The sequence below is a fragment of the Streptomyces bluensis genome, from assembly GCF_014650715.1.
GTDB classification, from domain to species: Bacteria; Actinomycetota; Actinomycetes; order Streptomycetales; family Streptomycetaceae; genus Streptomyces; species Streptomyces bluensis.
Window position 1 is genome coordinate 405882 of sequence record NZ_BMVM01000004.1, and the last position, 23857, is coordinate 429738.

Below are 23857 nucleotides of genomic sequence, written 5' to 3' on the forward strand. Positions count from 1 at the left end.
CTCTCCCCAACTCCCCGTCCAATCCAAGGGATTCACCGTGACCAGACTCAGTGTCGAGATGCTGGCGGCGGAGGCCCCCGAACCGATCACCTCGGCGGGCCACGCGCAACTGGGCATCGCAGTACTGGCGGGCATAGCCGTCATCGTGCTGCTCATCACCAAGTTCAAACTGCACGCCTTCCTGGCCCTGACCATCGGCTCGCTGGCGCTCGGCGCCTTCGCGGGGGCACCGTTGGACAAGGTCATCACCAGCTTCAGCGCCGGCCTCGGCTCCACGGTCGCGGGCGTGGGCGTCCTCATCGCGCTGGGCGCCGTCCTGGGCAAGCTGCTCGCCGACTCGGGCGGCGCCGACCAGGTCGTCGACACGATCCTGGCGAAGGCCGGCGGCCGCTCGATGCCCTGGGCGATGGTGCTGATCGCCTCGGTGATCGGTCTGCCGCTGTTCTTCGAGGTCGGCATGGTGCTGCTGATCCCGGTGGTGCTGATGGTCGCCAAGCGCGGCAACTACTCGCTGATGCGGATCGGTATCCCGGCGCTCGCGGGTCTCTCGGTGATGCACGGTCTGGTCCCGCCGCACCCCGGCCCGCTGGTCGCGATCGACGCGGTCAAGGCCGACCTCGGGGTGACCCTCGCCCTCGGCGTGCTCGTGGCGATCCCCACGGTGGTCATCTCCGGTCCGCTGTTCGCCCGGTACGCGGCCCGCTGGGTGGATGTGCCGGTCCCCGAGCGGATGCTGCCGCCCCGCGCCTCGGAGGAGGTGGAGCGGCGCCCGAGCTTCGGCGCGACCCTCACCACGGTGCTCCTGCCGGTCGTCCTGATGCTGGCCAAGGCACTCGTGGACATCGTCATCGACGACCCGGAGAACAGCGTCCAGCGGGTCTTCGACGTGATCGGCTCCCCGCTGATCGCGATGCTCGCGGCCGTACTCGTGGGCATCTTCACGCTGGGCCGCCCGGCCGGGTTCACCAAGGGCCGCCTCACGGAGGTCACCGAGAAGTCCCTGGCCCCGATCGCGGGCATCCTCCTGATCGTCGGCGCCGGCGGTGGCTTCAAGCAGACGCTGATCGACAGCGGTGTCGGCCAGATGATCCTCAACATCTCCGAGGACTGGTCGATCCCGGCGCTGCTGCTGGGCTGGCTGATCGCGGTGGCGATCCGGCTGGCAACCGGTTCGGCGACCGTGGCCACGGTCTCGGCGGCCGGCCTCGTCGCGCCCCTCGCGGCCGACATGTCGACCACACACGCCGCCCTGCTCGTCCTCGCCATCGGCGCGGGCTCGCTGTTCTTCAGCCACGTCAACGACGCCGGTTTCTGGCTGGTCAAGGAGTACTTCGGCATGAGCGTCGGACAGACCGTCAAGACGTGGTCCGTCATGGAGACGATCATTTCGGTGGTGGCCGGGGGTATGGTGCTGCTCTTGTCGCTGGTGATCTAGTCGCTTGTGATCCAGCGGACGACAAGGAAACGGAATACGACGACGTCGCCGGAACCGCCAGTTGGTGGCCGGAACCACAACTAACGGCTCCTGAAACACAGTTGTCGCACATTCCCCCGGTTGGCAGACTCGCCCCGCCGACGAAGAACACGTCGGCGGGGCACACCCGTCTCTCAAGGGGGGAACATCCATGAAACTCAGTGCGCCCAGACGCGTCCTGACCCGTGCCACGGCCGTCCTCGCACTGGCCCTGGGCATGGCCACCGGCTCGACCGGTCTGCTGTCCGGCGCGGAGGCGCAGGCCATGCCGGTCAGCGAAGGGTCCTTCAGCTTCAGCGGCGACGAGGGCGACTACATCAGCGGTGGCCGGTCCTACGCGTACACGACCGCGTCCGACGACCGCCTGAACATCACGGCGGACAGCGGCAACAACACGGTCTCCCTCTCCGTCGACGGCGCGGGCGGCGACTGGTGGTACCTGGACCTCGCGGCACCGTCCGGCAAGGCCCTGGCACCCGGGACGTACACCGGAGCCACCCGCCATCCGTTCAACGAGCCGGACGAGCCGGGCCTGTCGCTCAGCGGCAACGGGCGCGGCTGCAACACGCTCACCGGCGAGTTCACCATCTCCGAGGTGGAGTTCGGCCCGCTCGGATACGTGAAGAAGCTCGACGCCACCTTCGAGCAGCACTGCGAGGGAGGCGCCACCGCCGCTCGCGGTGAGCTCCACATCACCAACCCGGCCCCGCCGGCCGAGCTCGACCTCGGCCTCGCCGTGGCGGTGGAGGGCACCGCGAGCACCCTGAACGGCAAGGCCACCCTGCACGGGACGGTGAGCTGCAACAAGCCGGTGCAGGTCGCGGTGGCGGGGAACGTCACGCAGGTCAAGAACCAGACGCTGATCCGGGGTTCCTACTCCACCTCGGTGTCCTGTGTCCCGGGCACTCCGGTCGAATGGACCGGCACGGCCGTACCCACCGGGTCCGTGCCCTTCCAGCAGGGCCTGGTCGAGGTCGAGGCGCGGGCGACGGCGACGGACCCGGACTACGCACAGCCGGTGACCGTCAACGAGACGGTACCGGTGCGGCTCCGCCGGGGCTGAACCTCACCAGCTCGCGCAGTGAGCTCTGACACGCCGTGAGGCCACGCCCGATGGGGGCGGGCGTGGCCTCATGGCCGGGCTCAGGCGCGGGCGCAGTCTCAGGGCCGAGCCAGGCTCGGGCGCGGGCGCAGTCTCACGGCCGCCACAGCGAATGCTCCCGCTCCGCCCACTCCCTGCTCACCGACCCCGTGCGCAGCCCCTTCCGCGCCTCCGGGTCGCCCAGGGCCATGCCGATGTGGCCGGCCAGGACGATGCCGATCGTCAGGGCCAGCCAGTCGTGGACGAAGGTCGCGCTGGTGCGCCACATCAGCGGGGTCAGGTGGGTGAACCACATCATCAGGCCCGTGCCGAGCATGACGAGCGTGGCGCCGGTGATCCAGGCCGCGTAGAGCTTCTGGCCCGCGTTGAACTTGGCGGCGGGGCGGGGACCGGGTACGCGGCGGACGGCCTTGCGGAGCCAGACCCGGTCGTGCGGGCCCCAGCGGTTGAGGTGGGTCAGGTCCGCCCGGAAGGCTCGGGAGGCGAGGCCCGCCAGCACGGGGAGCGGGAGCAGCAGGCCCGACCACTCGTGGAGGGTGACCACGAGGGCGCGGCGGCCGACGAGTTCGGCGAGTTGCGGGATGTACAGGCAGGCCGCGGTCAGCACGCACACCCCCATCAGCGCGGCCGTGCTCCGGTGCACCCAGCGTTCGGCACGGCTGAAGCGGCGTACCTGGGCGAACGGGGACGACGGGGACGACGGGGTCGCCGGGGTGTCAAGCCGTGGGCTCATCGTCGCGTCCGTTCGACCGGCCGACCCAGGCGTCGACGTCGTAGCCGCGGTCCTCCCAGTATCCCGGCCGGACCTTCTCCGTGACCGTGATGCCGGAGAGCCATTTCGCCGACTTGTAGAAGTACATGGGGGCGACGTAGAGGCGGACCGGACCGCCGTGGCTGTGGCTCAGATCCTTGTCCTGCATGCGCAGGGCGACCAGGACGTCCGCGCGGCGTGCCTGATCGAGGGTCAGGCTCTCGGTGTACGCGCCGTCGAAGCAGGTGAAGCGGATCGCTCCGGCCGAAGGCCGCACGCCCGCCGCGTCCAGCAACCGGGACAGCCGTACGCCTTCGAACGGCGTGTCCGGTACCCGCCAGCCCGTGACGCACTGGACGTCGCGCACCATCCGGGTCTGGGGCAGGGCGGTGAGTTCGTCGAGGGTGTACGACATCGGGCGGTCGACCAGGCCGTCGATCGTGAGGCGGTAGTTCGACGCGTCCTTGCGTGAGACGGACGACGTCACCGAGTAGTAGCGGAACCCGCCGCCGTTGGGGAGCAGACCGGTCAGCCCCGTGGGGTCCTTGCCGGCCGCCCCGCCCAGGAAGGACTCCAGGCCCCGCTGGAGCGCGGGCGCGGCGACCAGGCCGAGCGCTCCGAGTCCGAGCGTGCCCAGCACGACCCGGCGGCCCACCGGCGCACCACGCTCGTCGGGCTGTTCGCCGTGGGGCTGTTCGCCGTCGGGCTGTTCCTCGTGGGGCTGTTCAGTGGTCACCTGTCGATTCGAGCACCTGTCACCCCGATGAGGCCAGTGGCGGCGGGCGCCCGTAATACATCCGTCAGGTATCTCCGTCGGGGCTCGGAGCCCCGTGCGGCTCAGCCCACCGCCTTCGCGGCCGCGCGGCCCGCCGTGCGCCCGGAGAACAGGCACCCGCCCAGGAACGTGCCCTCCAGCGACCGGTAGCCGTGCACGCCGCCGCCGCCGAAGCCCGCGGCCTCGCCCGCCGCGTACACGCCGTCCAGCGGGTCGCCGCCCTCGGTCAGCACACGCGAGGACAGGTCCGTCTCCAGGCCGCCGAGCGTCTTACGAGTGAGGATGTTGAGGCGGACGGCGATCAGCGGGCCCGCCTTGGGGTCGAGGATGCGGTGCGGGGCGGCGGTGCGGATGAGCCTGTCGCCGAGGTAGTTGCGGGCGCCGCGGATGGCCATGACCTGGAGGTCCTTGGTGAACGGGTTGACGATCTCACGGTCCCGGGCGACGATCTCGCGGCGCAGCTCGGCCTCGTCGATCAGAGGCTCCTTGGTGAGCGCGTTCATGCCGCGGACGAGGGAGCCCAGGTCCTTCTCGACGACGAAGTCGACGCCGTTGTCCATGAAGGCCCTGACCGGGCCCGGCACGTCCGCGCGGGCCCGCCCGATGACGTCCTTGACGGACTTGCCGGTCAGGTCGGGGTTCTGCTCCGAGCCGGAGAGCGCGAACTCCTTGCCGATGATCTTCTGGTCGAGCACGAACCACGTGTGGTCGTACCCGGTCCTCATGATGTGCTCCAGCGTCCCGAGGGTGTCGAAGCCGGGGAACAGCGGCACGGGCAGCCGCTTGCCGCGTGCGTCCAGCCACAGCGAGGAGGGGCCGGGCAGGATGCGGATGCCGTGGTTGTCCCAGATGGGGTTCCAGTTCTGGATGCCCTCGGTGTAGTGCCACATGCGGTCGCGGTTGATGAGGTGCGCGCCCGCCTCCTCGGCGATGCCGAGCATCCTGCCGTCGACGTGCGCGGGCACGCCGGAGACCATCCTCTCCGGCGGACTGCCGAGCCGCTCGGGCCAGTTGGCTCTGACGAGGTCGTGGTTGCCGCCGATGCCGCCCGAGGTGACGATCACCGCCTGGGCCCTGAGCTCGAAGGCGCCGGTGACCGTGCGGCTGCTGGCCTGGCCGCGCCGGATGCCGGAGGGCTCCAGGATCTCGCCGGTGACGGTGTCGACGGCGCCCGCGCTGCGGGACAGCCCGGTGACGCGGTGCCGGAACTTCAGCTGGACCAGCCCACGGGCCGCCCCGGCCCGCACCCGCCGCTCGAACGGCTCGACGAGCCCCGGCCCGGTCCCCCAGGTGATGTGGAAGCGGGGCACGGAGTTGCCGTGCCCGCGCGCGTCATAGCCGCCGCGCTCGGCCCAGCCGACCACCGGGAAGAAACGCACGCCCTGCCGGTACAGCCAGGCGCGCTTCTCGCCGGCGGCGAAGTCGACGTACGCCTCGGCCCACTTGCGCGGCCACGCGTCCTCGGGACGGTCGAAGGCGGCCGTGCCCATCCAGTCCTGGAGGGCGAGCGCGTGACTGTCCTTGATCAGCAGCCGGCGCTGCTCGGGCGAGTTCACGAAGAAGAGCCCGCCGAAGGACCAGAAGGCCTGCCCGCCCATCGACTGCTCGGGCTCCTGGTCGAGGAGGATCACCGTACGGCCGGCGTCGACGAGCTCCGCGGTCGCCGCGAGGCCGGCGAGGCCCGCCCCGATCACGATCACATCAGCGTCGTACGCCATGGGGCCGTCCTCTCAAGAACGTGTCGGCAACAGGCCAAGGAAGGTCGGGAGCCACACCGAGCCGTTGTTACCGACCGGTCAGCACCTGGCATCAGATCCTTCGGCAGAAGACGGGGTGAGTCAACTGCCGGGTGGCGTCCGTTCCCGCGGACAGCCCGTGGCCGGGTCGCTCCGGTCTCCTGCTTGGATGGGCCCATGAGCGCCGCTGACGAGATCCTCGACATCGTGGACGAGAACGACCGGGTCATCGGGCAGTCGCCCCGGGGTGAGGCGTACGCGCGAGGTCTGCGCCACCGCTGTGCCTTCATCCACGTACGCGACGCCGAGGGCCGCGTCTTCGTCCACCGCCGCACCCCGACCAAGCTGGTCTTCCCCTCCCTGTACGACATGTGGGTCGGCGGGGTGGTGGGCGCGGGCGAGTCCTACGACGACGCCGCGCTCCGCGAGGCCGAGGAGGAACTCGGCGTCTCCGGTCTGCCGCGGCCCACGTACCTCTTCAAGTTCCTGTACGACAACGGCGTCGGCCAGAGCTGGTGGTCCGCCGTCTACGAGGTCCGCTGCGACCTCCCGGTGAACCCGCAGGCCGAGGAGGTCGCCTGGTACGACTTCCTGACGGAGGACGAGGTGGAGCACCGGCTGACCGAGTGGGAGTGGGTCCCGGACGGCCTGGCCGCGTACGAACGCTTCAAGGCGTACCGGTCCCTGGGCTGACGTCTCTCCTCCCCCGCATCTCCTCTCCCCCTCGCCCCGGAGGCCCGGAACAGCGCCGGGTAGGGTCCTGAACGTGAGCGAATTCATGCGGAACGTCCGGTTGTGGTTCGCGCCACAGGAGGTCCGGGAGGAGGGCGGGACGCCCGACTACCGGTTCTCGCTGGCGAACGAGCGGACCTTCCTGGCCTGGCTGCGCACCGCGCTCGCCCTGATCGGCGGGGGTTTCGCGGTGGACCAGTTCCTGCCGGACCTGCCGTGGGGGTGGCGGGTGGGCCTCGCGCTCGCACTGCTCGGGGCCGGTGTGCTGTGTTCGCTGCGGGCCGTCAACCACTGGGTGCGCTGCGAGCGGGCGATGCGTCGCGGCGAGGACCTGCCCGTGTCACGGTTCCCGGCGCTGCTCAGCCTGGCCGTGGCCGTGGTCGCGATCGCCATGGTCGTCGTGGTGCTCCTGAGGTGGGAGGGATGAGCGAGGAGCGGGACCCCGGGCTCCAGCCGGAGCGTACGCGGCTGGCGTGGCGCCGTACGACCCTGGCGGGCACGGTCGCCGCCGTGCTCGCCGGGCGGAGCGCGCTGCGCGGCGGGCCGTCCACGGTGGGCCTGCTGGTCTGCGCGCTGTGCGGGGCCCTCTGGCTGGGCTTCCTGGCCCTCGCCCACCTGCGCATCCGCGCCCTGGCCACGCCTCGTCCGCCGGTGATCACCGCCCGGCACGCCACGGCCGCGACCCTGTGCACGGTCGCCCTCGCCGTGTGCGCGGCGGCCCTGGTGGTGTGACGCGCCCCCACCGCGCACCGTGCCCCGGATTTCTGCGGATCGCCGCCGACTGGCAGGCTCTGAGCACCAGTTGGCGACGATCCCAAGGGGGTCCCATGACCGCAGGCGAGCCGTACACCGTCGAGTTGGCCGAGGACGTGCACGCGTATGTGCAACCGGACGGCGGGTGGTGCCTGAACAACTCCGGCTTCGTCAGCGACGGAACGAGCACCCTGCTCGTGGACACCGCGGCCACCGAGCGGCGCACCCTGGCGCTCTCCGCCGCCCTCGACGCCACGGGCGTCCCGGCGCCGCGGCTCCTGCTCAACACCCACCACCATGGGGACCACACCTACGGCAACGGGCACTTCATGCCGACGGCCACGCTCGTCTCACACGCCGCCTGTCGCCGCGAGGCCCTGGCCAGCGGCCAGCACCTGCATCTGCTGTGGCCGCAGACGGACTTCGGGCACGCCCCGATCAAGGGCGCGGACCTGACGTTCACGGACCGTATGACGCTGCACGTGGGCGACATCGAGGCCGAGGTGATCCACCCGGGCGTCTCGCACACCGTGGGCGACTCCTTCGTCTGGTTGCCGCACCGCCGGATCGTGTTCACCGGGGACCTGGTCTTCGAGGGCGGGACACCGTTCTTCCTGATGGGTTCGCTCAGCGGTTCGCTGCGGGCGCTGGAGCTGCTGCGCGGTCTGGGCGCCGAGACCGTCGTACCCGGGCACGGTCCGGTCACCGACCCGTCGGCGTTCGACCGGGCCGAGCGGTACATCCGGTTCGTGGCCGATGTCGCCGAGAAGGCCCACGCGGCCGGGCTCACCCCGCTGGAGGCGGCCCGGCAGACCGACCTCGGGGAGTACGCCGAGCTGCCCGAGAGCGAGCGGCTGGTGGCGAACCTGCACCGCGCCTACGCCGAGCTGGACGGACACCCCGAGGGCGAGGGCCTGGACCCGCTCATCGGTTTCAGGGACATGGCGGCGGTCAACGGCGGCGAGATGATGACCTGCCACGCGTGAGCCCCGGTGGGGAGAAACCGATCACTTTCCCCCCACCCACTGGACGACATACCGACCGGTCGGCACCATGAGTGCAGTCCCGTTCACCGGCCCGTAGGAGCGACGATGCGCCCTGTCCACCCGCCCGGTCTCGATCCCGACCGGCTGCGCGGTCTGCGCGGCCTGCTCGATGCCGAGCGGCCCGGTCTGGTGAACGGCCCGCTCACCGGCCGGCTGATCGAGGGCGGGCGGTCCAACCTCACGTACGAGGTCACGGACGGCACGGCGAAGTGGGTGGTACGACGCCCTCCGCTGGGCCATGTGCTGGCGACCGCGCACGACATGAAGCGCGAGTACCGGGTCATCAGCGCGCTGTACCCGACGGACGTACCCGTACCCCGTCCCGTACTGCTGTGCGAGGACGAGGAGCTGCTCGGCGCCCCCTTCTACGTCATGGACTTCGTGGAGGGCACGCCCTACCGCACCGCCGAACAGCTGGCCCCGCTCGGCCCGGAGCGCACCCGGGACGCCGTGCTGGGCCTGGTCGACACGCTGGTCGGGCTGCACGCGGTGGACCCGACCGAGGTGGGCCTCGCCGACTTCGGGCGCCCCGAGGGCTTCCTGGACCGGCAGCTGCGGCGCTGGGGCAAACAGCTGGACGCCTCCCGCAACCGCGACCTGGCCGGGATCGACGAGTTGCACGCGGCGCTCGGCCGCGAGCTCCCGCACTCCCCCGCGCCCACGGTCGTCCACGGGGACTACCGGCTCGACAACGTACTGCTGGGCGCGGGGGAAAGGATCACGGCGATCCTCGACTGGGAGATGTCCACACTCGGCGACCCGCTGACGGACCTGGGGCTGCTGGTGATGTACAGCGTGCCGCTCGGGCTGCCGGACTCCCCCGTCTCCACGACGGCCACGGCCCCCGGTCACCCGGACCCGGCCGAGATCGTCGAACGGTACGCCGCGCGCTCGGGGCGCGACGTGTCCGCGGTCTCCTGGTACACGGCGTTCGCGTGGTTCAAACTCGCCGTGATCCTGGAGGGCATCCACTACCGGTACACCCTCGGCCAGACGGTGGGCGCCGGCTTCGACCGCATCGGCGAACTCGTTCCGGTCTTCATCGAGCACGGCCTGACGACGCTGACCACGCTTCAAGACGGCTCCCGGAAGGGCTGATCCGCCATGGACTTCGCATACGACGCCCGTACGGAGGAGCTGCGGCAGAGGCTCCTCGCCTTCATGGACGACCACGTGTACCCGTCCGAGACGGTCGCCGACGAGCAGCGTGCGCGGCTCGCCTCACCGTGGGACACCCCGGCCGTGGTCGACGAGCTGAAGGCCGAGGCCCGCAGGCGGGGCCTGTGGAACCTGTTCCTGCCGGACGCGGAGTACGGCGCCGGGCTGACGAACCTCCAGTACGCTCCGCTCGCCGAGATCACCGGCCGCTCCCCGCAGTTGGCGCCCACGGCGCTGAACTGCGCGGCGCCCGACACGGGCAACATGGAAGTGCTCGCCCAGTTCGGCGACGAGCGGCAGAAGAAGCAGTGGCTGGAGCCTCTGCTGGCCGGTGAGATCCGCTCGGCGTTCGCGATGACCGAGCCGGAGGTGGCCTCGTCCGACGCCACGAACATCACCACGCGGATCGAGCGCGAGGGCGACGAGTACGTCATCACCGGCCGCAAGTGGTACATCTCCGGGGCGATGAACCCGGACTGCCGGATCTTCATCGTGATGGGCAAGACGGACCCGGACGGGGCCGACATCCGCCGTCAGCAGTCCATGGTGCTGGTCCCGCGCGACACCCCCGGCGTCACGGTGAAACGCGCGATGCGGGTGTTCGGCTACGGGGACCACTACCACGGCGGGCACGCGGAGGTGACCTTCGACGGTGCGCGGGTGCCGGTGTCCGGCCTGATCGGCGAGGAGGGCGGCGGCTTCGCCATCGCCCAGGCCCGGCTCGGCCCCGGTCGCATCCACCACTGCATGCGGCTGATCGGCATGGCGGAGCGGGCGATCGAGCTGATGTGCCGACGGGCCGTGTCCCGTACGGCCTTCGGCAAGGCGCTGGCCCAGCAGGGAGTGGTGCACAACTGGATCGCGGACGCGCGGGTGACGGTCGAGCAGCTGCGGCTGCTGGTGCTGAAGACCGCGTGGCTCATGGACACGGTCGGCAACAAGGGCGCCCACACGGAGATCCAGGCCATCAAGATCGCCACACCTCGCGCGGTCGTCGACATCATCGACCGGGCGATCCAGCTGCACGGCGCGGGTGGCGTCAGCCAGGACCTTCCCCTGGCCGAGCTGTACGCCGGCGCGCGTACGCTGATGATCGCCGACGGTCCCGACGAGGTGCATCAGCGGTCGCTGGCGCGGCGGGAGTTGAAGCGGTACGCGTGAACCCTGCCCCCTCGGACGGCCCGGGGTTTGTCGCGCCCTCGGCGCCCCTACGGCCGCAGCGCCCTCAGCAGCAGGTCCGCCAAGTGGTCCGCGACCTCCTGGGGGCTCATCGGGCCGTCCGGGCGGTACCAGGTCGACAGGTGGTGCACGGAACCGAAGTGGTAGTCCACCACCAGGTCCGCCGGGGTCGCCGTGGAGAAGACGCCCGACTCCTGCCCCTCCTCGATCAGCGCGCGGAAGCGTTCGTGGTAGCGACGGCGCTCGGCACGCACCTGCTTGTTCTTCTCCGGGCTGAGGTGGTGCATCGAGCGGAAGAAGATCATCGCGTCGTCGAGGTTCTCGATCGTCGTGACGACGACGTCCGCCGCGGCGGCCCGGAGGCGTTGCTCGACCGGCTTGTCGGCGCCCGCGAAGGCGTCGAGGCGCTCCTGCTGTACGCGCAGCACACGTGCGTACACCTCGTGCAACAGGTCGTCCTTGGAGCCGAAGTAGTGGTAGAGGGCGCCCTTGGTGACGCCTGCCGCCTCCACGATCTCCTGCACCGACGTACGGTCGTAGCCCCGCTCGGCGAAGAGCCGGGTGGCGGCGGCCAGCAGCCGCTGCGGGACGGGCGTGCCGTCTCCGTCCGTCGTCCTGGGCACTTGCCGCCACCTGCCTTCCATGATTTTCGTCCGCTTGTCGTCACCGACCGGACGGGGTACTCCGTTCCCGACGGAGGATCTTCCCACCCTCCGGTTTCAGCCAGTCGGGCAGGGCTGTCAGGGCGTAGCCTCCCACTTCTGCTGGACACGGTTCATGTTCGCCAGCCAGCGTTCCGGGTCGGTGGCCCGCGCCTGGTAGTACTCGGCGGCCTCCGGGTGCGGCAGGATCAGGAAGCGATCCTCCTCGATGCCCTTGAGCAGCGCTTCCGCCACGTCCTCCGGGTCGATCGCGGTCGGCGCGAGCACGAGTTCGCCCAGGCGGCCGGTCGCGGTCAGCATGTCGGTGCGCACGCCCTGCGGGCAGATCGCGTGGACCTTCAGGCCACGGTGCCGATAGGTCAGTGACAGCCACTCGGCGAAGGCGTACGCGCCGTGCTTGGTGACGCTGTAGGGCGCGGCGCCGATCATGGTGAGCAGTCCGGCGGCCGAGACGGTGGAGACGAACCGGCCGCTGCCGCGCTCCAGCCAGGCGGGGAGCAGTTGGTGCGCCGCGCGGACGTGGGCCATGACGTTGACGTCCCAGGCGAGCGCCCAGACCTTCTCGTCGGCCGCCTCCGTGCCGCCGGAGCCGACGCCCGCGTTGGCGCAGTAGACGTCGACCGTGCCACCGAGCGCGTTCCGGGCCTCGGCGACGACCGCGGACGCGTCGCCCGGCACCGCCGTTCCGCCGATCTCGTCGGCCACGGCCTTCGCCTTGTCGGCGTCCAGGTCGTTCACCACGACCCGCGCCCCCTCGGCCGCGAAACGGCGGGCCAGCGCGGCACCGATGCCGCCTCCCGCTCCGGTGACCACGACTCCCGCACCCTGCACGGCTCCCACCATCGGCTCCTTCGACGTGACGGAACAGCTCTGCCTCCGCGCCCGCTTCGACGGTCAGACTAACCGGTCGGTATGTGACGTCGGAAGGGTGACTTCATCCCTGGAAGGGGTGGAGCGAAGCACGTAGCGTGTCCATGCCAGCCGTCCGCACGCACGGAGGTCACCTCATGCACCTGTCCAGACGGACCCTGCTCGCAGCGACCACGGCCACGGCGGCCGTCTCGCTCCCTCCGGCATCCCAGGCCTCCGCGGCCGGCCGCCGGAGGCAGACCGGCTTCGAACGACTCGCGGCCGACGGGTACGCGCTGCTCCAGGGCGAGCGCGTCGGCGTCGTCACCAACCCGACCGGCGTCACTCGCGATGTACGGCACATCGTCGACGTGATGCACGCCGACGACCGGGTGAACCTGGTCGCCGTCTTCGGTCCCGAGCACGGGTTCCGGGGCACGGCGCAGGCGGGCGGCTCGGAGGGCCGCTACGACGACCCGGCGACCGGGCTGCCCGTCTACGACACGTACCAGAAGAGCGGCCGGCCGCTCGCCGACATCTTCACGGCCTCCGGCGTCGACACGCTCGTGTTCGACATCCAGGACGTGGGCGCGCGCTTCTACACGTACATCTGGACGCTGTACGACTGCATGGAGGCGGCCCAGCTCGCGGGCAAGCGGATCGTGGTCCTCGACCGGCCGAACCCCGTCACCGGGCGCTCCGCCCAAGGGCCGGTGCTGCACCGGGAGTTCGCGACGTTCGTCGGCCGGCAGCCGATCTCGCAGGCCCACGGGATGACGGTGGCGGAGCTGGCGCGGCTGTTCAACGAGGAGTTCCTGACCACCCCGGCGGCGCTGGACACCGTCCCCATGTCGGGGTGGAGGCGCTCGGAGTTCTACGACGCCTCCGGGCTCCCCTGGGTGCCGCCGAGCCCCAACATGCCGACACCCGACACCGCCCTCGTGTACGCGGGGACGTGCCTGTTCGAGGGGACGAACCTGTCGGAGGGGCGGGGCAGCACCCGGCCCTTCGAACTGCTCGGTGCGGAGGGGATCGACCGGCGCTGGGCGGAGAAGGCGGGGGAGCTGGAACTGCCGGGCGTGCACTTCAGGGAGGCGTACTTCACGCCGACGTTCTCGAAGTTCCAGGGGAAGACCGTGGGAGGCGTGCAGATCCACGTACACGACCGGGCCGCCTACGACCCCGTCCGCACGGGCGTCGCGCTCCTCGTGACCGCGAAGCAGGTCTGGAGCGGCTTCGCCTGGCGGTCCGACAACTGGATCGACAAGCTGACCGGCTCCGCACGGGTACGCACGATGATCGACGCGGGGGCGGACACGGACGAGGTCGTGGCGGGCTGGCAGGACGAGCTGGCCGCGTTCCGGAGGGTGCGCCGGGAGTACCTCCTGTACCGCTGACACCGCTGACATCGCTGTCATCGCTGTCATCGCTGTCATCGGTGATCCGGGCGCCGGTGCGGTGCCCCGCCGCAGCACATCAATTCGGGTACGCCCGGGACGTGCGGGACGTATGGCCAACCGCCGTCACCAGCGGGACGATGCGCGCACAGCGCAGGACCGACGGGGGCCGAAGGGGGCTCGGCATGGCGGATCCGGAGATCGGCGTGACTCCCTACTGGGAGCTGACCTTCGACGCGGACGGTGACGTCGACGGCCCGCAACGGGACCGGCTCCTGGCCGAGGCCGGGCAGCGCGGGGTGCGGGACCTGGTCGTCTTCGCGCACGGCTGGAACAACGACCGCTCGGGCGCGAACCGGCTCTACAGCCGCTTCTTCGCGCCGTTCCCCACGCTGGCGCCACGGGCGCGTCTCGGATACGTGGGCGTGCTGTGGCCCTCGATGCGGTTCTCGGACGAGCCCATCCCCGATCTGCCGCGATCGGTGGCCGACGGTGTGTCCGGCGTTCCGGCGACCGCGCGCCCGGTACTCGACAAGGGCACGCGGCACGCACTCCTGGAGGTCTTCCCGGGGCGGGCGACGGTCGTGGATCAGCTGGCGCGGCTGCTGGACCAACAGCCGGAGGAGGCCGCCTCGCTGGAGGAGTTCGGGCGGCTGGTACGGCTGCTGGTGGAGATGCGGCCGCGGGGCCCGCAGGCCGCGTTCGCGGCGGACACCCTGTCCGAGGGGGTGCCGCAGAGCGATCCCGAGATGCTGTTCGGGGACACGGGGGCGGTGTGCGGGGAGTTCGCGGCGGCGCTGGCGCAGGTGGAGGGCGGGGCTGCCGGTGCCGGAGCCGTGGCCGCGCGACCGCGGTTGTGGGACGGCGGCAAGGAACTGCTCCGCCAGGCCACCTACTTCGCGATGAAGCGGCGTGCGGGCACGGTCGGTGAGCGCGGCCTGGGGCGCGCCCTCGGGGAACTCGCGCGGACGGCGCCGGACGTGCGGGTGCACCTCGTGGGGCACAGTTTCGGGGCACGCCTGGTGTCGTTCGCGCTGCGCGGGCTGCCCGAGGGCGTGCACACGGTGAAGTCGGTGACGTTGCTCCAGGGCGCCTTCTCGCACTACGCGTTCGCGGCCCGGCTGCCGCACGACGACCGGGCGAGCGGGGTCCTGCACGGTCAGCACAAGCGCGTCGACGGCCCGCTGGTGTGCTGCCACTCCCGTCACGACTCGGCGCTCGGCACGTTCTACCCGCTGGCCTCCCGTATGGCGGGCGACTCCCGCTCGATCACGGGGTTCGGCATCGGCAGTGTCCTCGGCACCAAGTGGGGCGCGCTGGGCTACGACGGCGTGCAGGCCGTCAAGGGCACCCGCTCGTTCACGCTGTCCGAGGCGCTCAGGGCCCAACTGCCCGCGTCCGGCTGCGTCAACATCGACGCGGCAGCGGTGGTGAAACGCGGCGGACCGCCGTCGGGCGCCCACAGCGACATCTGCCACGAGGAGCTGGCGCGGGTGGTGCTGGCGGCGGGCCGCGTGCGGTGACGCGGAGCACGCGGTAGGAGCCGCTGCCCTCCGCGCTGCCCGATGAGGGCAAACGGGTCACGACCCGACGGCGCTCGTCTAGATTCTTTCGGAGCGCCAGAAGGGAGCGGCAGGTTGACTGAGGGCGGCAGCCGCAACGTCGTGAGCGGCGACGCGGTCGTGGGGGGACCTCTTGTCCAGGCCCAAACGATCCGGGACATCCACTTCCATGCGACCGCTCCGTCCACGGGGGCCGAGCGGTCGGAGTCCGACGCGCCGTCGGAACTGGACGCATGGGTGCGCCGGGTCACCGACTCCTGTATCTGGCAGCACATACCGGATGGCCGGGACAGCAGCCACCACCGGCGCCATTCCGCCGCCGTCGTGGCGGGACTGGCCCGCATGCGAGACGACCTGGAGCGGCTGTCGGCCGGAGACCCGTGGTGCGACTCCGGGATCGCGACCCGGTTCTTGGACAACGTCGAGTGGCTGCTCGGCGAGCCGGTCCAGACGCAGGCGCAGGGGCAGGCCAGGGAGCTCGACCTCTACCCCGCCGAGGCGTCGCTCTTCGTCCTGTTCCCCTTTCTCCACCGGGTCCATTACCTGCGGCGCGTGGTGGAGCTCGCCGAGATACGTCCCTGGACTCTGCGTACCCAGGCAGGTGCCGGGCCCGGCCGGAAGTCCTTCGAACTCTTCACCGAGGGGGACGACGGCCTCGTCCAGCGTGCGCTCCGGGACGACGAGGCGGAGTCGTCGGTCGGTTGGTGGCTCTTCCACCGCTGGGTGGCCCAGCACCAGGAGTTCACACGGAGCGATTCCGTCAGTGGCCTGCTGGCGGACCTCGGCCCGTCCTCGGAAGAGCTCGGCGGAGCACTCGACGCCGGCAGACTGACCGCTCTGCTGCACGGGCTCCGACGCGGACCCGACGTCTGCCATCAGGAGTTCCTCGACCTGCTGCCCTCCGACTACCGGGTGCGCTCCGGCCCCGGTCACCAGCAGGTCCGCTTTCAACGTGTGGCCCTGATCGTGGCCCTCGCCTTCAGCATGGCCATCGACATGACGGCACTGCCCGACATCGTCGCCGAACATCTCGCCATCCCTCACCCCGTAAACCTGGAGGAGCTGCGTCGCACGCTGGCCGACGCGGAGTGGGGAGGCTCGCACGACCTGCCGGTGCTGCGCGTGGAGTGCCCTCACGAAGCCGTCCTCGAAGGGCTGCGGGAGTACACGGCCCGCGCCGACGAGCTCCTGCACACCGTGCGGCGCACGGTGAGGGAACGGATCACCCAGCCCGTGCCGCCCCTCCCGACCCGTCTCTCTGCCCATGATGTGACTCCGGCCGACGGCGCCTTCGACGGTTATGCCAGATTTCGGAGCGACGGGCGTCGGGTCCTCGATCTGGCGATGGGCATCGAGCTCTACAAGGACCGGGATCTGGCCGTCCGGGAGCTGTACCAGAACGCGCTCGACGCCTGCCGCTACCGCCGGGCGCGCAGCGAGTACCTGCGCCGTACGGGAGTCACGTCCTCGGAGTACACCGGCCGGATCTCGTTCGTGCAGGGCACCGACGACAGCGGGCGGGCCTATCTGGAGTGCCAGGACGACGGCATCGGCATGGGGGAGGCCGAACTGCGGGGTGTGTTCTCCCATGCGGGGGCTCGCTTCGCGGAGCAGTTGGAGTTCAAGCTGGAGCGTGCCCAGTGGGAGACTCTGGACCCGCCGGTGACGTTGTATCCGAACAGTCGCTTCGGTATCGGTGTGCTGAGCTACTTCATGCTGGCCGACGAGATCCGTGTGACCACGTGCCGTATGGGGTCGGACGGTGTTCCGGGGCCGGTTTTCGAGGTGTCCATCTGCGGTCCGGGGCACCTCTTCAGGATCGTGAGGACTACGGCGCGTGGCAGTGAGCCAGGGACTCGCGTACGGCTCCATCTGCGGGCCGACGTCGATCCTGATTCCTGGTCGAGCGTCGAGGTGCTGGAACGCCTGCTCGCCATCGCCGAGTTTCCCACGACCGCCCGGTGCGGCGAGCTGACGAGTGTCTGGGAGGCGGGGCGGCTCAGGGCGAGGAAGGATCCGGGCTACTCGAAGGGCTTCAGGCTCAACGCACACGGACACCACGTGTCCTGGCCGCCCGATTCCGATAACCCGCAGGTCGTCTGGTGCGAACGCGGTGGCGCCCTCCTGGTGGACGGTCTGCTCGTGGAGCCGACGGTCCGCAAGGGCGTGTTCTCATCGAGTGGCTCCGGGCTGACAGGGGCCGTGGTCAACCTCCATGGCGAGGCGTCCCCGGTCCGGCTGTCGGTGGACCGCAGAAACGTCGTCGACGACGTGGCCTCGACGGTTCTGGAGTTGTTGACGGCGGCCACCTGCGTCCTCACGCAGGGGGATGCTCACCTGGCGAACTTCGAATGGCTCTCCGACGTGACCGGCGGCAGTGCGGTACTGGGCGACCTGCTCACCTCGGCGTTCTCCTCGAACGGCAGCGAGCTGACGTCCCAGGGGATGGTCTTCGGCGACGCACAGCACGGGGTCTTCCCGGCCGACCTCTCCCTGGTCCCGACCAACCGCTATGGCGAGAGCCGCAGTTACGCCGGTTCCTTGGGCCGTCCGTACGGATACGCACCGGACCACATCTATCTCTGGAGGATTCTGGCCCGTCGCCCACGCGCGGTGCTGCGGAAGCTGGCCGACCTGTGTCCGGAGATCGAGGACCCCCGGCCTCTGCGCAGGCCGACGCCGTCCGACCAGTGGCTTCTCCAAACCAGTGGGAGCCCTTCGTGGCGCAGCCATCCGCTGTCCCTGAGGGACATGGCGCACGCGGCCGACACACTGCAGTGGACCGGACGCGAGGTGGCCCAGCGTCTGGCCGACCTGGGATTCCCCGACAACGATCCTCGGTACTGGTCGGACGACGCCCAGCTCTCCACGGCCAACGGTGAGGCGCTCCAGCGAAGGTACGGCCATTCGCTCACCAGGACCGGTCCCGTGACCTCCGCCGACCTCATGCTGGCGGCAGAACGTTCGAGGAAGGGCGTCACCGCAACGGTCGAGTTCCTGCGGGGCTTCGGGCTTGACGTGGCGGACGACATCGCGGCCATGTGCGAGGCGGCCGAGAAGGACGACCTGCTCCGACTCAACCCGGAGGCCAGGACGGGCGGCTGTCTCGCCCCCGATGCCGTGGTCCCCCTGGGGCACATCGCGCACGCGAGCGTCAGGCTCGACGTCCCCGTATCCGAGGTGTGCCGCATGCTTGCGGCACACGGTCTGCGAACCGACGCCGGTCGGCTGCCGGAGCGCCCGTCGGAAGAGACCCTCCTCCTGCTGAGCGCCGGCGCGAACGGGCAGCCCCCCTGGCTGGACATGACCCAGGCGCCGCCGCCGGGCCATGTGCTGAGCCTGGTGGAGCAGCTCGGGCTGGGGCTGTCAGAGGTGCTGGCGGCATTCGACGCCCTCGGCTTCGCACGCCACGAGCCGTTCCCCGCCGACGCGGCGCCGGACGACATCTGGCTGCTGTACGACGAGCTCTACGGTGGGTTCCTCACCCGGCAGGCCCCCCTCACCTACGGCAACATCTTCAGCCAGGCAGAGGACCTGGAGGGAGTGCGGTACAAGCTCGGCAGGCTACGCGCCTACGGCTTCGACGTCCCCATGGAGGTTCCGCGTCGTCCGACCGGACTGGACCGTGAGATCTTCCACGAGGACGGGCCCGGCAACTGGTGGCTCACCGACGTGGGCGACGTCGTGCCGCTCAGTTTCGTACTCCTGATCGCACATGAAGTGGGCGCGAGTCCGGCCTCTGTCGTGAGGCGACTGCACGCCTGCAACATCCCCACGTCTCACAGCAGCCTCCCGAAGGGTCTCTCGTTCAGCGAGGCCCTCAGACTCATGCGTGCGCACGAGCTGGACGAGGGAGAAGTCCCGGAAGTCGGGCATTTCCCCCTTCAGTACCTGATCGAGACCGCACTGCGGAAGCGCACCAGCATCACGACCATCGCCTCGCTGCTGCAACACCTCGGCATCCCGGTCCCCGACCCCACCGAGACGATCAGAAGGGCCCTGGCACACATACCGCGCCCCGCAGGCCGCTAGCTAGGTACGCTGTCCGGGGACACGAAGACTGCCATGCGTGCGGTTCTGGACAGCTCCGCCGCGTCGGAGGTCTTCGCCGGGCTCAAGACCCGCGAGTGTCCATGCCACTCGCGGGTCCGTGCAGTCGGCCCTACCGGTGGGAGGTGAACTCCACCACCTGCTGGAAGGTCGGCCGGTTCTGCCAGCTGATCTTCCCGTGGTTGATGCCGCCGAGCGGGCGCTGGATGATCGAGTCGGCGCACCACTGGTCGCCGGCCGAGCAGTTGGCGTCGCCCGGGTAGACCTGGGCCGCGGTCTTGCCCGCCGCCTCCTTCAGGGTGCTGATCAGGACGTCCCGGCAGCCGCTGAGGGTGCCGCCGCCGCAGTACTTCCTGGCCAGGCCCCCCTGTACCGACTCACCGAGTACGGCCCGGATGTCCTTGTCGACATAGCTCCACCAGCCGTACTGGAAGGAGCTGCCCGCGTGCGAGCCGGTGGGCCCGTGCGCGGCCGAGGGGGACTCGTCGATGGGCAGGTTGTCGTTCATGGCGGCGTACAGGTCGCTGCCGAGGCCCGGTTCGAACCCGGCCTTCACCAGCAGCGGCCACCAGGCGTCCAGGACGCGGATCGCCTCGGCGTTGGCGTACGTCTTCGACCCGGCCGAGGTCTCCGTGCGCTGGGCACCCGCCGTCACCCATGTCTGTAGCTTGCTGACCGCCGCCGCGACCGTGGAGTCCGTGACGGCGGAGCTGTTGACGACCCTCAGCAGCTTCGGCAGCACGTCCTCGGCCCGCAGGTCGGCGAGGCCCGCGCCGGCCATCGCCTTCACGAGCTGGGCCCGGGTCACGCCGCCCGCCGCCACCAGTTTCCTCACCCGGTCGTCCAGCAGGTTGCCGCGGTGCACGGAGCCGTTGCCCCAGGGGGCCGTGGTGTAGTCCTTGGCCTGCTTGTTGTTCCAGGAGATGTAGTAGTCCTGGTCGACGGAGTTGGGGTGGGCGGAAGGGGGCGTGTAGTCGGCGGTGTTCGTCGCCGGGTCCCAGCCCCGCCACTCGTAGGCGGCCCCCGCCCACACCGGGAACTCCGCGTCGACCCCGCTCGCACGCACCGGGTTGTCTCCGCTGTTGTAGTACGCGGTGTGCCGGGAGTCGGCGTAGAACCAGTTGAAGGTGTAGTTGATGTGCTGCGTGGCCTTCTGGAAGTCCGCCGGGCCCTTGACGTAGTCGGGGTCGTTCAGCATCTGGAAGCCGATGATCGAGTCGGCCTCGTGCAGGTAGGAGGAGCGCAGGGTGGTGTACGCGACCTTCTTGCCGCCGACCGTCGCGCGGTGCGTGACCGGGCCGTACTTGGTGCGCCAGACCTGCATGCGGTAGGAGCCCGCCGGGGTGTCGTCGGCCGTGGTCGGCTTCCAGGCGTTGGTCTTCTCGACCTTGTCCATGGCCGTGCAGGTGCCGCGGTAGAGGTAGTGGTGGTCGTCCTGGCACAGCTCGACCGCGTACGTGTCGATGATGTCCTGGCCGGAGGTCGTGGCGCTCCAGGAGTAGTCCTGGCCGCGGCCGAGCTCGACGTACATGCTCAGCCCCGCGAAGGACGCGCCGCGTGCGCTGATGCCGGGGCCCTGGATCTCCTGCAGCAGGAGCAGTTGGGGGGCGAAGTAGCCGGTCTGGGGTCCGAAGACGGCGATGGGGTTTCCGCTCGCGGTGTGCTTGCCGCTCACGACGAGGGCGTTGGACATGCCACGCTTGGCCGAGGTGAGGGCGTTCGCGGCGGCCGTGGCCGAGGTGCGGGTGGCGGTGGGGGTGGCCGCGCTGCCGGTGCGGTCGTAGACGAGCGGTTCCTCGGTCACCGAGCCGGCGTCGGGCAGGGCGGTGCCCTGCGGGGCGTCGGGCTTCGTCGCGTACGGGAAGCTGCCGTCGTGGACGGTGAGCACGGCCTCGGGGTCGTTGCGCTCGCGGAAGGACTCCCAGACCTTGGTGCCCTCGGCCACGCCGTACTTCTCCTGCGCGGCGAGCAGGGAGATCGCGTTGTTGACCTCGCCGCCGCCTCCGGAGCCGAAGAGGGCGCCGATCACGGAGGCCAGCGCGACCAGGTCGGTGAGCTTGAACTTCTCGATGGTCCCGGCGTTGGTGACGGAGTCCTTGTGGCCGGTCAGGACGTACTCGCCGGGGAAGTAACGGCCGCTGTCGGAGGCGGCGATGTACGCGTTGATGCCGTCGATGTAGGCGTTCGCGTCGGCGAGGGCCAGCTTGCCGCGTTCGCCGTTCGTCGCGGCGGCGTTGTCGATCTGGGCCTGAAGATCCGCCTCGGTGTAGGGGGCGCTGCGCCAGAACTGCTGCTCCAGGCCCTGGTTGGAGGGGTCGCCGCCCGCGAACGGGGTCAGCTGGCCGCGGCCCACGTGGCGGAAGACGTCCATCAGCCACAGCCGGTCCTGGGCGGCGGCATAGCCCGCTCCGAACTCGGTGCCGTATCGAGTGGTACCGGTGATGTGCGGCACACCCGTCTTCTTGTCGCGGACGATCGTCACGTCCGTGCGGCCGGCGGGCTTGAGGGTGGAGGCCACCTGGTCGGAGGGGACACCGAACGAGGCGTCGTTGAAGAAGGTGTTGATCTTGTCGTTCGTCAACGAGGAGTAGCCGGTGGCCAGGTTGGCGTACGGCCCGAGCTGGTTGTCGGCGTTCTCGGGCTGGGTGCCGAAGGCCTGGTTGAGGAGGATCTGGGCGAGGGTGGCGTTGCCGTTCTGGCCGGGCGGAAGGATGTCGGAACACTGGCCTCCGCAGTAGTCGTTGGCGGCCGCCGCCGTGTCGGCGGGGGCCGTCTCCGCGGCTGCCGCCTGCGAAAGCGGCGACAGAAGACCGGCGATGAGGATGCATACGGATGCGCCCTTGAGGAACTCCGTGAACCTGCCGGGAGTTCTCACTCTGTCGAGCGTGATGCGTGGGATGCGCCAGGGCATGGCACCTCCTCCTGACGGGGGTGGGGCCAGAGGTTACCGCCGGTAGCCCAGAGTTTGAAGATGAACATGCGTCAACTTTTCACTCGTCACCACGGCCGCCGGCACCCCGGCACGGGCCGACGGCACGGGGAGGCGGGCCGTGAACTGCTCGACGGATGGCTTATGGGGGGCCATTCGAAATCGGATGGAGCCGAATCGCGTGTCGATACGTCTATTCGGCGACGTCCGAACAACGACGCCGAAGTGACCGAAGTACAGGTGCAGGTGTGACGGAGGTGCAGGGCGATGGCAGGCTTCAGGAGTCTGGCGAGACAGGTACGCGACCCGAGCTGCGATTTGGCACTGCGGCGTTATTCGCTGCGCAAGTGCCTTGAGAGGTTCGCCCCGTACGGGCATCGGGCGACCTGGGACCATTTGTGCTCACGGGCCGGGTTCGGCCCCGAGGACCGCTCCCCGGATCCAGCGCGGCTCGTGGCCGCACTGGACGAGTTGGAGGAGGCCCGCTCCGTCTGGCTCACCTACGAGGAAGAGTTCGCGCAGCGCCGCAAGAAGGAGAAGCACGACGGGCTGCGCAGGCCGGGCAGTGTGGACGACTGGCACCGGCTGACCTGGGGTGGATTCGGCGTGGCATGGTGCGACGATCCCTATGTCCACCCGGATGAACCACTGGCCGAGGTGCTGCGTCGGCTGATCGCCGCGCTGGAGCGTGAACCGGGCTCGGTCTGCCCGGTGTGCGAGGGCGAGCACCTCACCTGGAAGTACGACCTGGCCCATGAACCGTCATCGGGACCGGTCTGCATGGAGTGCGGCATCGTGGTGCCGCGCCCCGTGCTGACACGCGAGGCCCTGGCGAACGCCAGGCGCGCACGGGCACGGCTGCTCGTATCAGCCTGAGCCGAAGGGCGCGCCGGTGTGGAGAGAGCGAGCGCGCGGAGGCCCGAAGGGCTGAGCACGGTCGGGTTCTCGACGTCGGCTTGCTGCACCCGGAGGCGACGCGATGAAGCCGTGCGCGGCGGGGGTGTGCTGGGGATGCCGCACCCCCGTGCGATGAACGCACGGTGATCACCAGTCACGGAGTCGCGACGTCCGCGTGGAACGTGCTCCGACTGCGCGGCATCCCACTTCAGTGAGCTGACGACGACGCTCGCCGGCACTCCGGCCGCACGAGTCCCCGGGGCTGCTCAGCAGCAGGTTCCGGGCTCTTCCTCCTGCTCGGGCGCCCGCTTCGCCCGCTGCCCCACGCCGGCGGCCTTGCGTTCGACCATGAGCCGGGAGCCGCTCTGCCGCTCGCCGAAGACGTCGTCGGGATTGGACAGCACACAGCTGTCCAGGGACAGACAGCCGCAGCCGATGCAGTCGGTGAGGTGGTCGCGCAGCCGGTTGAGCTGCTTGATGCGTTCGTCCAGTTCGGACCGCCAGGCCTCGGAGAGGTGCGCCCAGTCCTCGCGGGTGGGGGTGCGCTCCTCGGGCAGTTCGGCGAGGGCGTCGCGGATCGTGGCGAGCGGGATGCCGACGCGCTGCGCGGCCCGGACGAAGGCCACCCGGCGCAGCGCGTCACGGCTGTAGCGGCGCTGGTTGCCGGTGGTGCGGCGGCTGCTGATCAGCCCCTTGGACTCGTAGAAGTGCAGGGCGGATACGGCGGCACCGCTGCGGGCCGACAGTTGGCCGACGGTCAACTCGTGGATCTTCTCGGGGATCTGGGGCACCCTTCAGAGCCTAC

19 protein-coding genes are annotated in these 23857 nt (G+C 70.3%); 12 read left to right on the forward strand and 7 right to left on the reverse strand.

Features of this window, described 5'->3' with window-relative positions; translation table 11 throughout:
- Positions 1-37: 37 nt before the first annotated feature.
- Positions 38-1435 (forward strand): GntP family permease, encoded by a 1398-nt coding sequence (locus IE262_RS14520; RefSeq protein ID WP_134040299.1) that lies wholly within the window; start codon positions 38-40, stop codon positions 1433-1435.
- 190 nt (positions 1436-1625) lie between these two features.
- The gene (locus IE262_RS14525) at positions 1626-2537 is read left to right on the forward strand and encodes a hypothetical protein (RefSeq protein WP_189873942.1); all 912 of its coding nucleotides are present in this window, start codon (positions 1626-1628) and stop codon (positions 2535-2537) included.
- A gap of 133 nt (positions 2538-2670) precedes the next feature.
- On the opposite strand, the gene IE262_RS14530 is transcribed toward IE262_RS14525, so the two are convergent.
- From IE262_RS14530 to IE262_RS14540, 3 genes are all read right to left on the reverse strand, one after another.
- On the reverse strand, positions 2671-3309 hold the full coding sequence (locus IE262_RS14530) for a cytochrome b/b6 domain-containing protein (protein WP_189873944.1): 639 nt from the start codon (positions 3307-3309) through the stop codon (positions 2671-2673).
- Complete coding sequence (locus tag IE262_RS14535) at positions 3293-4063, reverse strand: molybdopterin-dependent oxidoreductase (protein ID WP_189873946.1); 771 nt, start codon at positions 4061-4063, stop codon at positions 3293-3295. Before IE262_RS14535 ends, IE262_RS14530 begins: the two co-directional genes overlap by 17 nt.
- Before the next feature lie 101 nt (positions 4064-4164).
- Entirely contained in the window at positions 4165-5820 is a 1656-nt protein-coding gene (locus IE262_RS14540) for an FAD-binding dehydrogenase (RefSeq protein WP_134040291.1), read from the reverse strand.
- 195 nt (positions 5821-6015) lie between these two features.
- Here IE262_RS14540 and IE262_RS14545 point away from each other — a divergent pair, with 195 nt between their 5' ends.
- From IE262_RS14545 to IE262_RS14570, 6 genes are all read left to right on the forward strand, one after another.
- Positions 6016-6531 (forward strand): NUDIX hydrolase, encoded by a 516-nt coding sequence (locus IE262_RS14545; RefSeq protein ID WP_189873948.1) that lies wholly within the window; start codon positions 6016-6018, stop codon positions 6529-6531.
- 73 nt (positions 6532-6604) lie between these two features.
- The gene (locus IE262_RS14550; protein WP_131563556.1) at positions 6605-6997 is read left to right on the forward strand and encodes a YidH family protein; all 393 of its coding nucleotides are present in this window, start codon (positions 6605-6607) and stop codon (positions 6995-6997) included.
- Entirely contained in the window at positions 6994-7302 is a 309-nt protein-coding gene (locus IE262_RS14555) for a DUF202 domain-containing protein (protein WP_134040289.1), read from the forward strand. The genes IE262_RS14550 and IE262_RS14555 overlap by 4 nt, the downstream gene beginning before the upstream one ends.
- Before the next feature lie 95 nt (positions 7303-7397).
- Complete coding sequence (locus IE262_RS14560; protein WP_189873950.1) at positions 7398-8309, forward strand: MBL fold metallo-hydrolase; 912 nt, start codon at positions 7398-7400, stop codon at positions 8307-8309.
- Positions 8310-8414: 105 nt separating this feature from the next.
- On the forward strand, positions 8415-9467 hold the full coding sequence (locus tag IE262_RS14565; protein WP_189873952.1) for a phosphotransferase family protein: 1053 nt from the start codon (positions 8415-8417) through the stop codon (positions 9465-9467).
- 6 nt (positions 9468-9473) lie between these two features.
- Positions 9474-10688 carry an acyl-CoA dehydrogenase family protein gene (locus tag IE262_RS14570; RefSeq protein WP_189873954.1) on the forward strand — a complete coding sequence of 405 codons (1215 nt, stop codon included), beginning with the start codon at positions 9474-9476 and terminating at the stop codon, positions 10686-10688.
- A gap of 47 nt (positions 10689-10735) precedes the next feature.
- On the opposite strand, the gene IE262_RS14575 is transcribed toward IE262_RS14570, so the two are convergent.
- Both IE262_RS14575 and IE262_RS14580 read right to left on the reverse strand, forming a co-directional pair.
- Positions 10736-11329, reverse strand: coding sequence for a TetR/AcrR family transcriptional regulator (locus IE262_RS14575; RefSeq protein ID WP_189873956.1), 594 nt, complete (start codon positions 11327-11329; stop codon positions 10736-10738).
- A gap of 117 nt (positions 11330-11446) precedes the next feature.
- Positions 11447-12211 (reverse strand): SDR family oxidoreductase, encoded by a 765-nt coding sequence (locus IE262_RS14580; protein ID WP_189873958.1) that lies wholly within the window; start codon positions 12209-12211, stop codon positions 11447-11449.
- Positions 12212-12375: 164 nt separating this feature from the next.
- On the opposite strand from IE262_RS14580, the gene IE262_RS14585 reads away from it, so the two are divergent.
- The 3 genes from IE262_RS14585 (at position 12376) to IE262_RS14595 (ending at position 19208) form a co-directional block, all read left to right on the forward strand.
- A complete protein-coding gene (locus IE262_RS14585; protein ID WP_189873960.1) occupies positions 12376-13614 on the forward strand; it encodes an exo-beta-N-acetylmuramidase NamZ family protein in 1239 nt (412 codons plus the stop codon).
- A 185-nt stretch (positions 13615-13799) separates the two neighbouring features.
- Complete coding sequence (locus tag IE262_RS14590; protein WP_189873962.1) at positions 13800-15137, forward strand: serine-threonine protein kinase; 1338 nt, start codon at positions 13800-13802, stop codon at positions 15135-15137.
- Positions 15138-15251: 114 nt separating this feature from the next.
- Positions 15252-19208 carry a wHTH domain-containing protein gene (locus IE262_RS14595; protein WP_229877256.1) on the forward strand — a complete coding sequence of 1319 codons (3957 nt, stop codon included), beginning with the start codon at positions 15252-15254 and terminating at the stop codon, positions 19206-19208.
- A gap of 130 nt (positions 19209-19338) precedes the next feature.
- On the opposite strand, the gene IE262_RS14600 is transcribed toward IE262_RS14595, so the two are convergent.
- Positions 19339-22137: a penicillin acylase family protein gene (locus IE262_RS14600; protein ID WP_134040274.1), complete on the reverse strand. Its 2799-nt coding sequence runs from the start codon at positions 22135-22137 to the stop codon at positions 19339-19341.
- Between the two features lie 285 nt (positions 22138-22422).
- On the opposite strand from IE262_RS14600, the gene IE262_RS14605 reads away from it, so the two are divergent.
- A complete protein-coding gene (locus IE262_RS14605; RefSeq protein ID WP_134040272.1) occupies positions 22423-23031 on the forward strand; it encodes a hypothetical protein in 609 nt (202 codons plus the stop codon).
- A 287-nt stretch (positions 23032-23318) separates the two neighbouring features.
- On the opposite strand, the gene soxR is transcribed toward IE262_RS14605, so the two are convergent.
- On the reverse strand, positions 23319-23843 hold the full coding sequence (soxR, locus tag IE262_RS14610) for a redox-sensitive transcriptional activator SoxR (RefSeq protein ID WP_189873964.1): 525 nt from the start codon (positions 23841-23843) through the stop codon (positions 23319-23321).
- Positions 23844-23857: the final 14 nt, after the last annotated feature.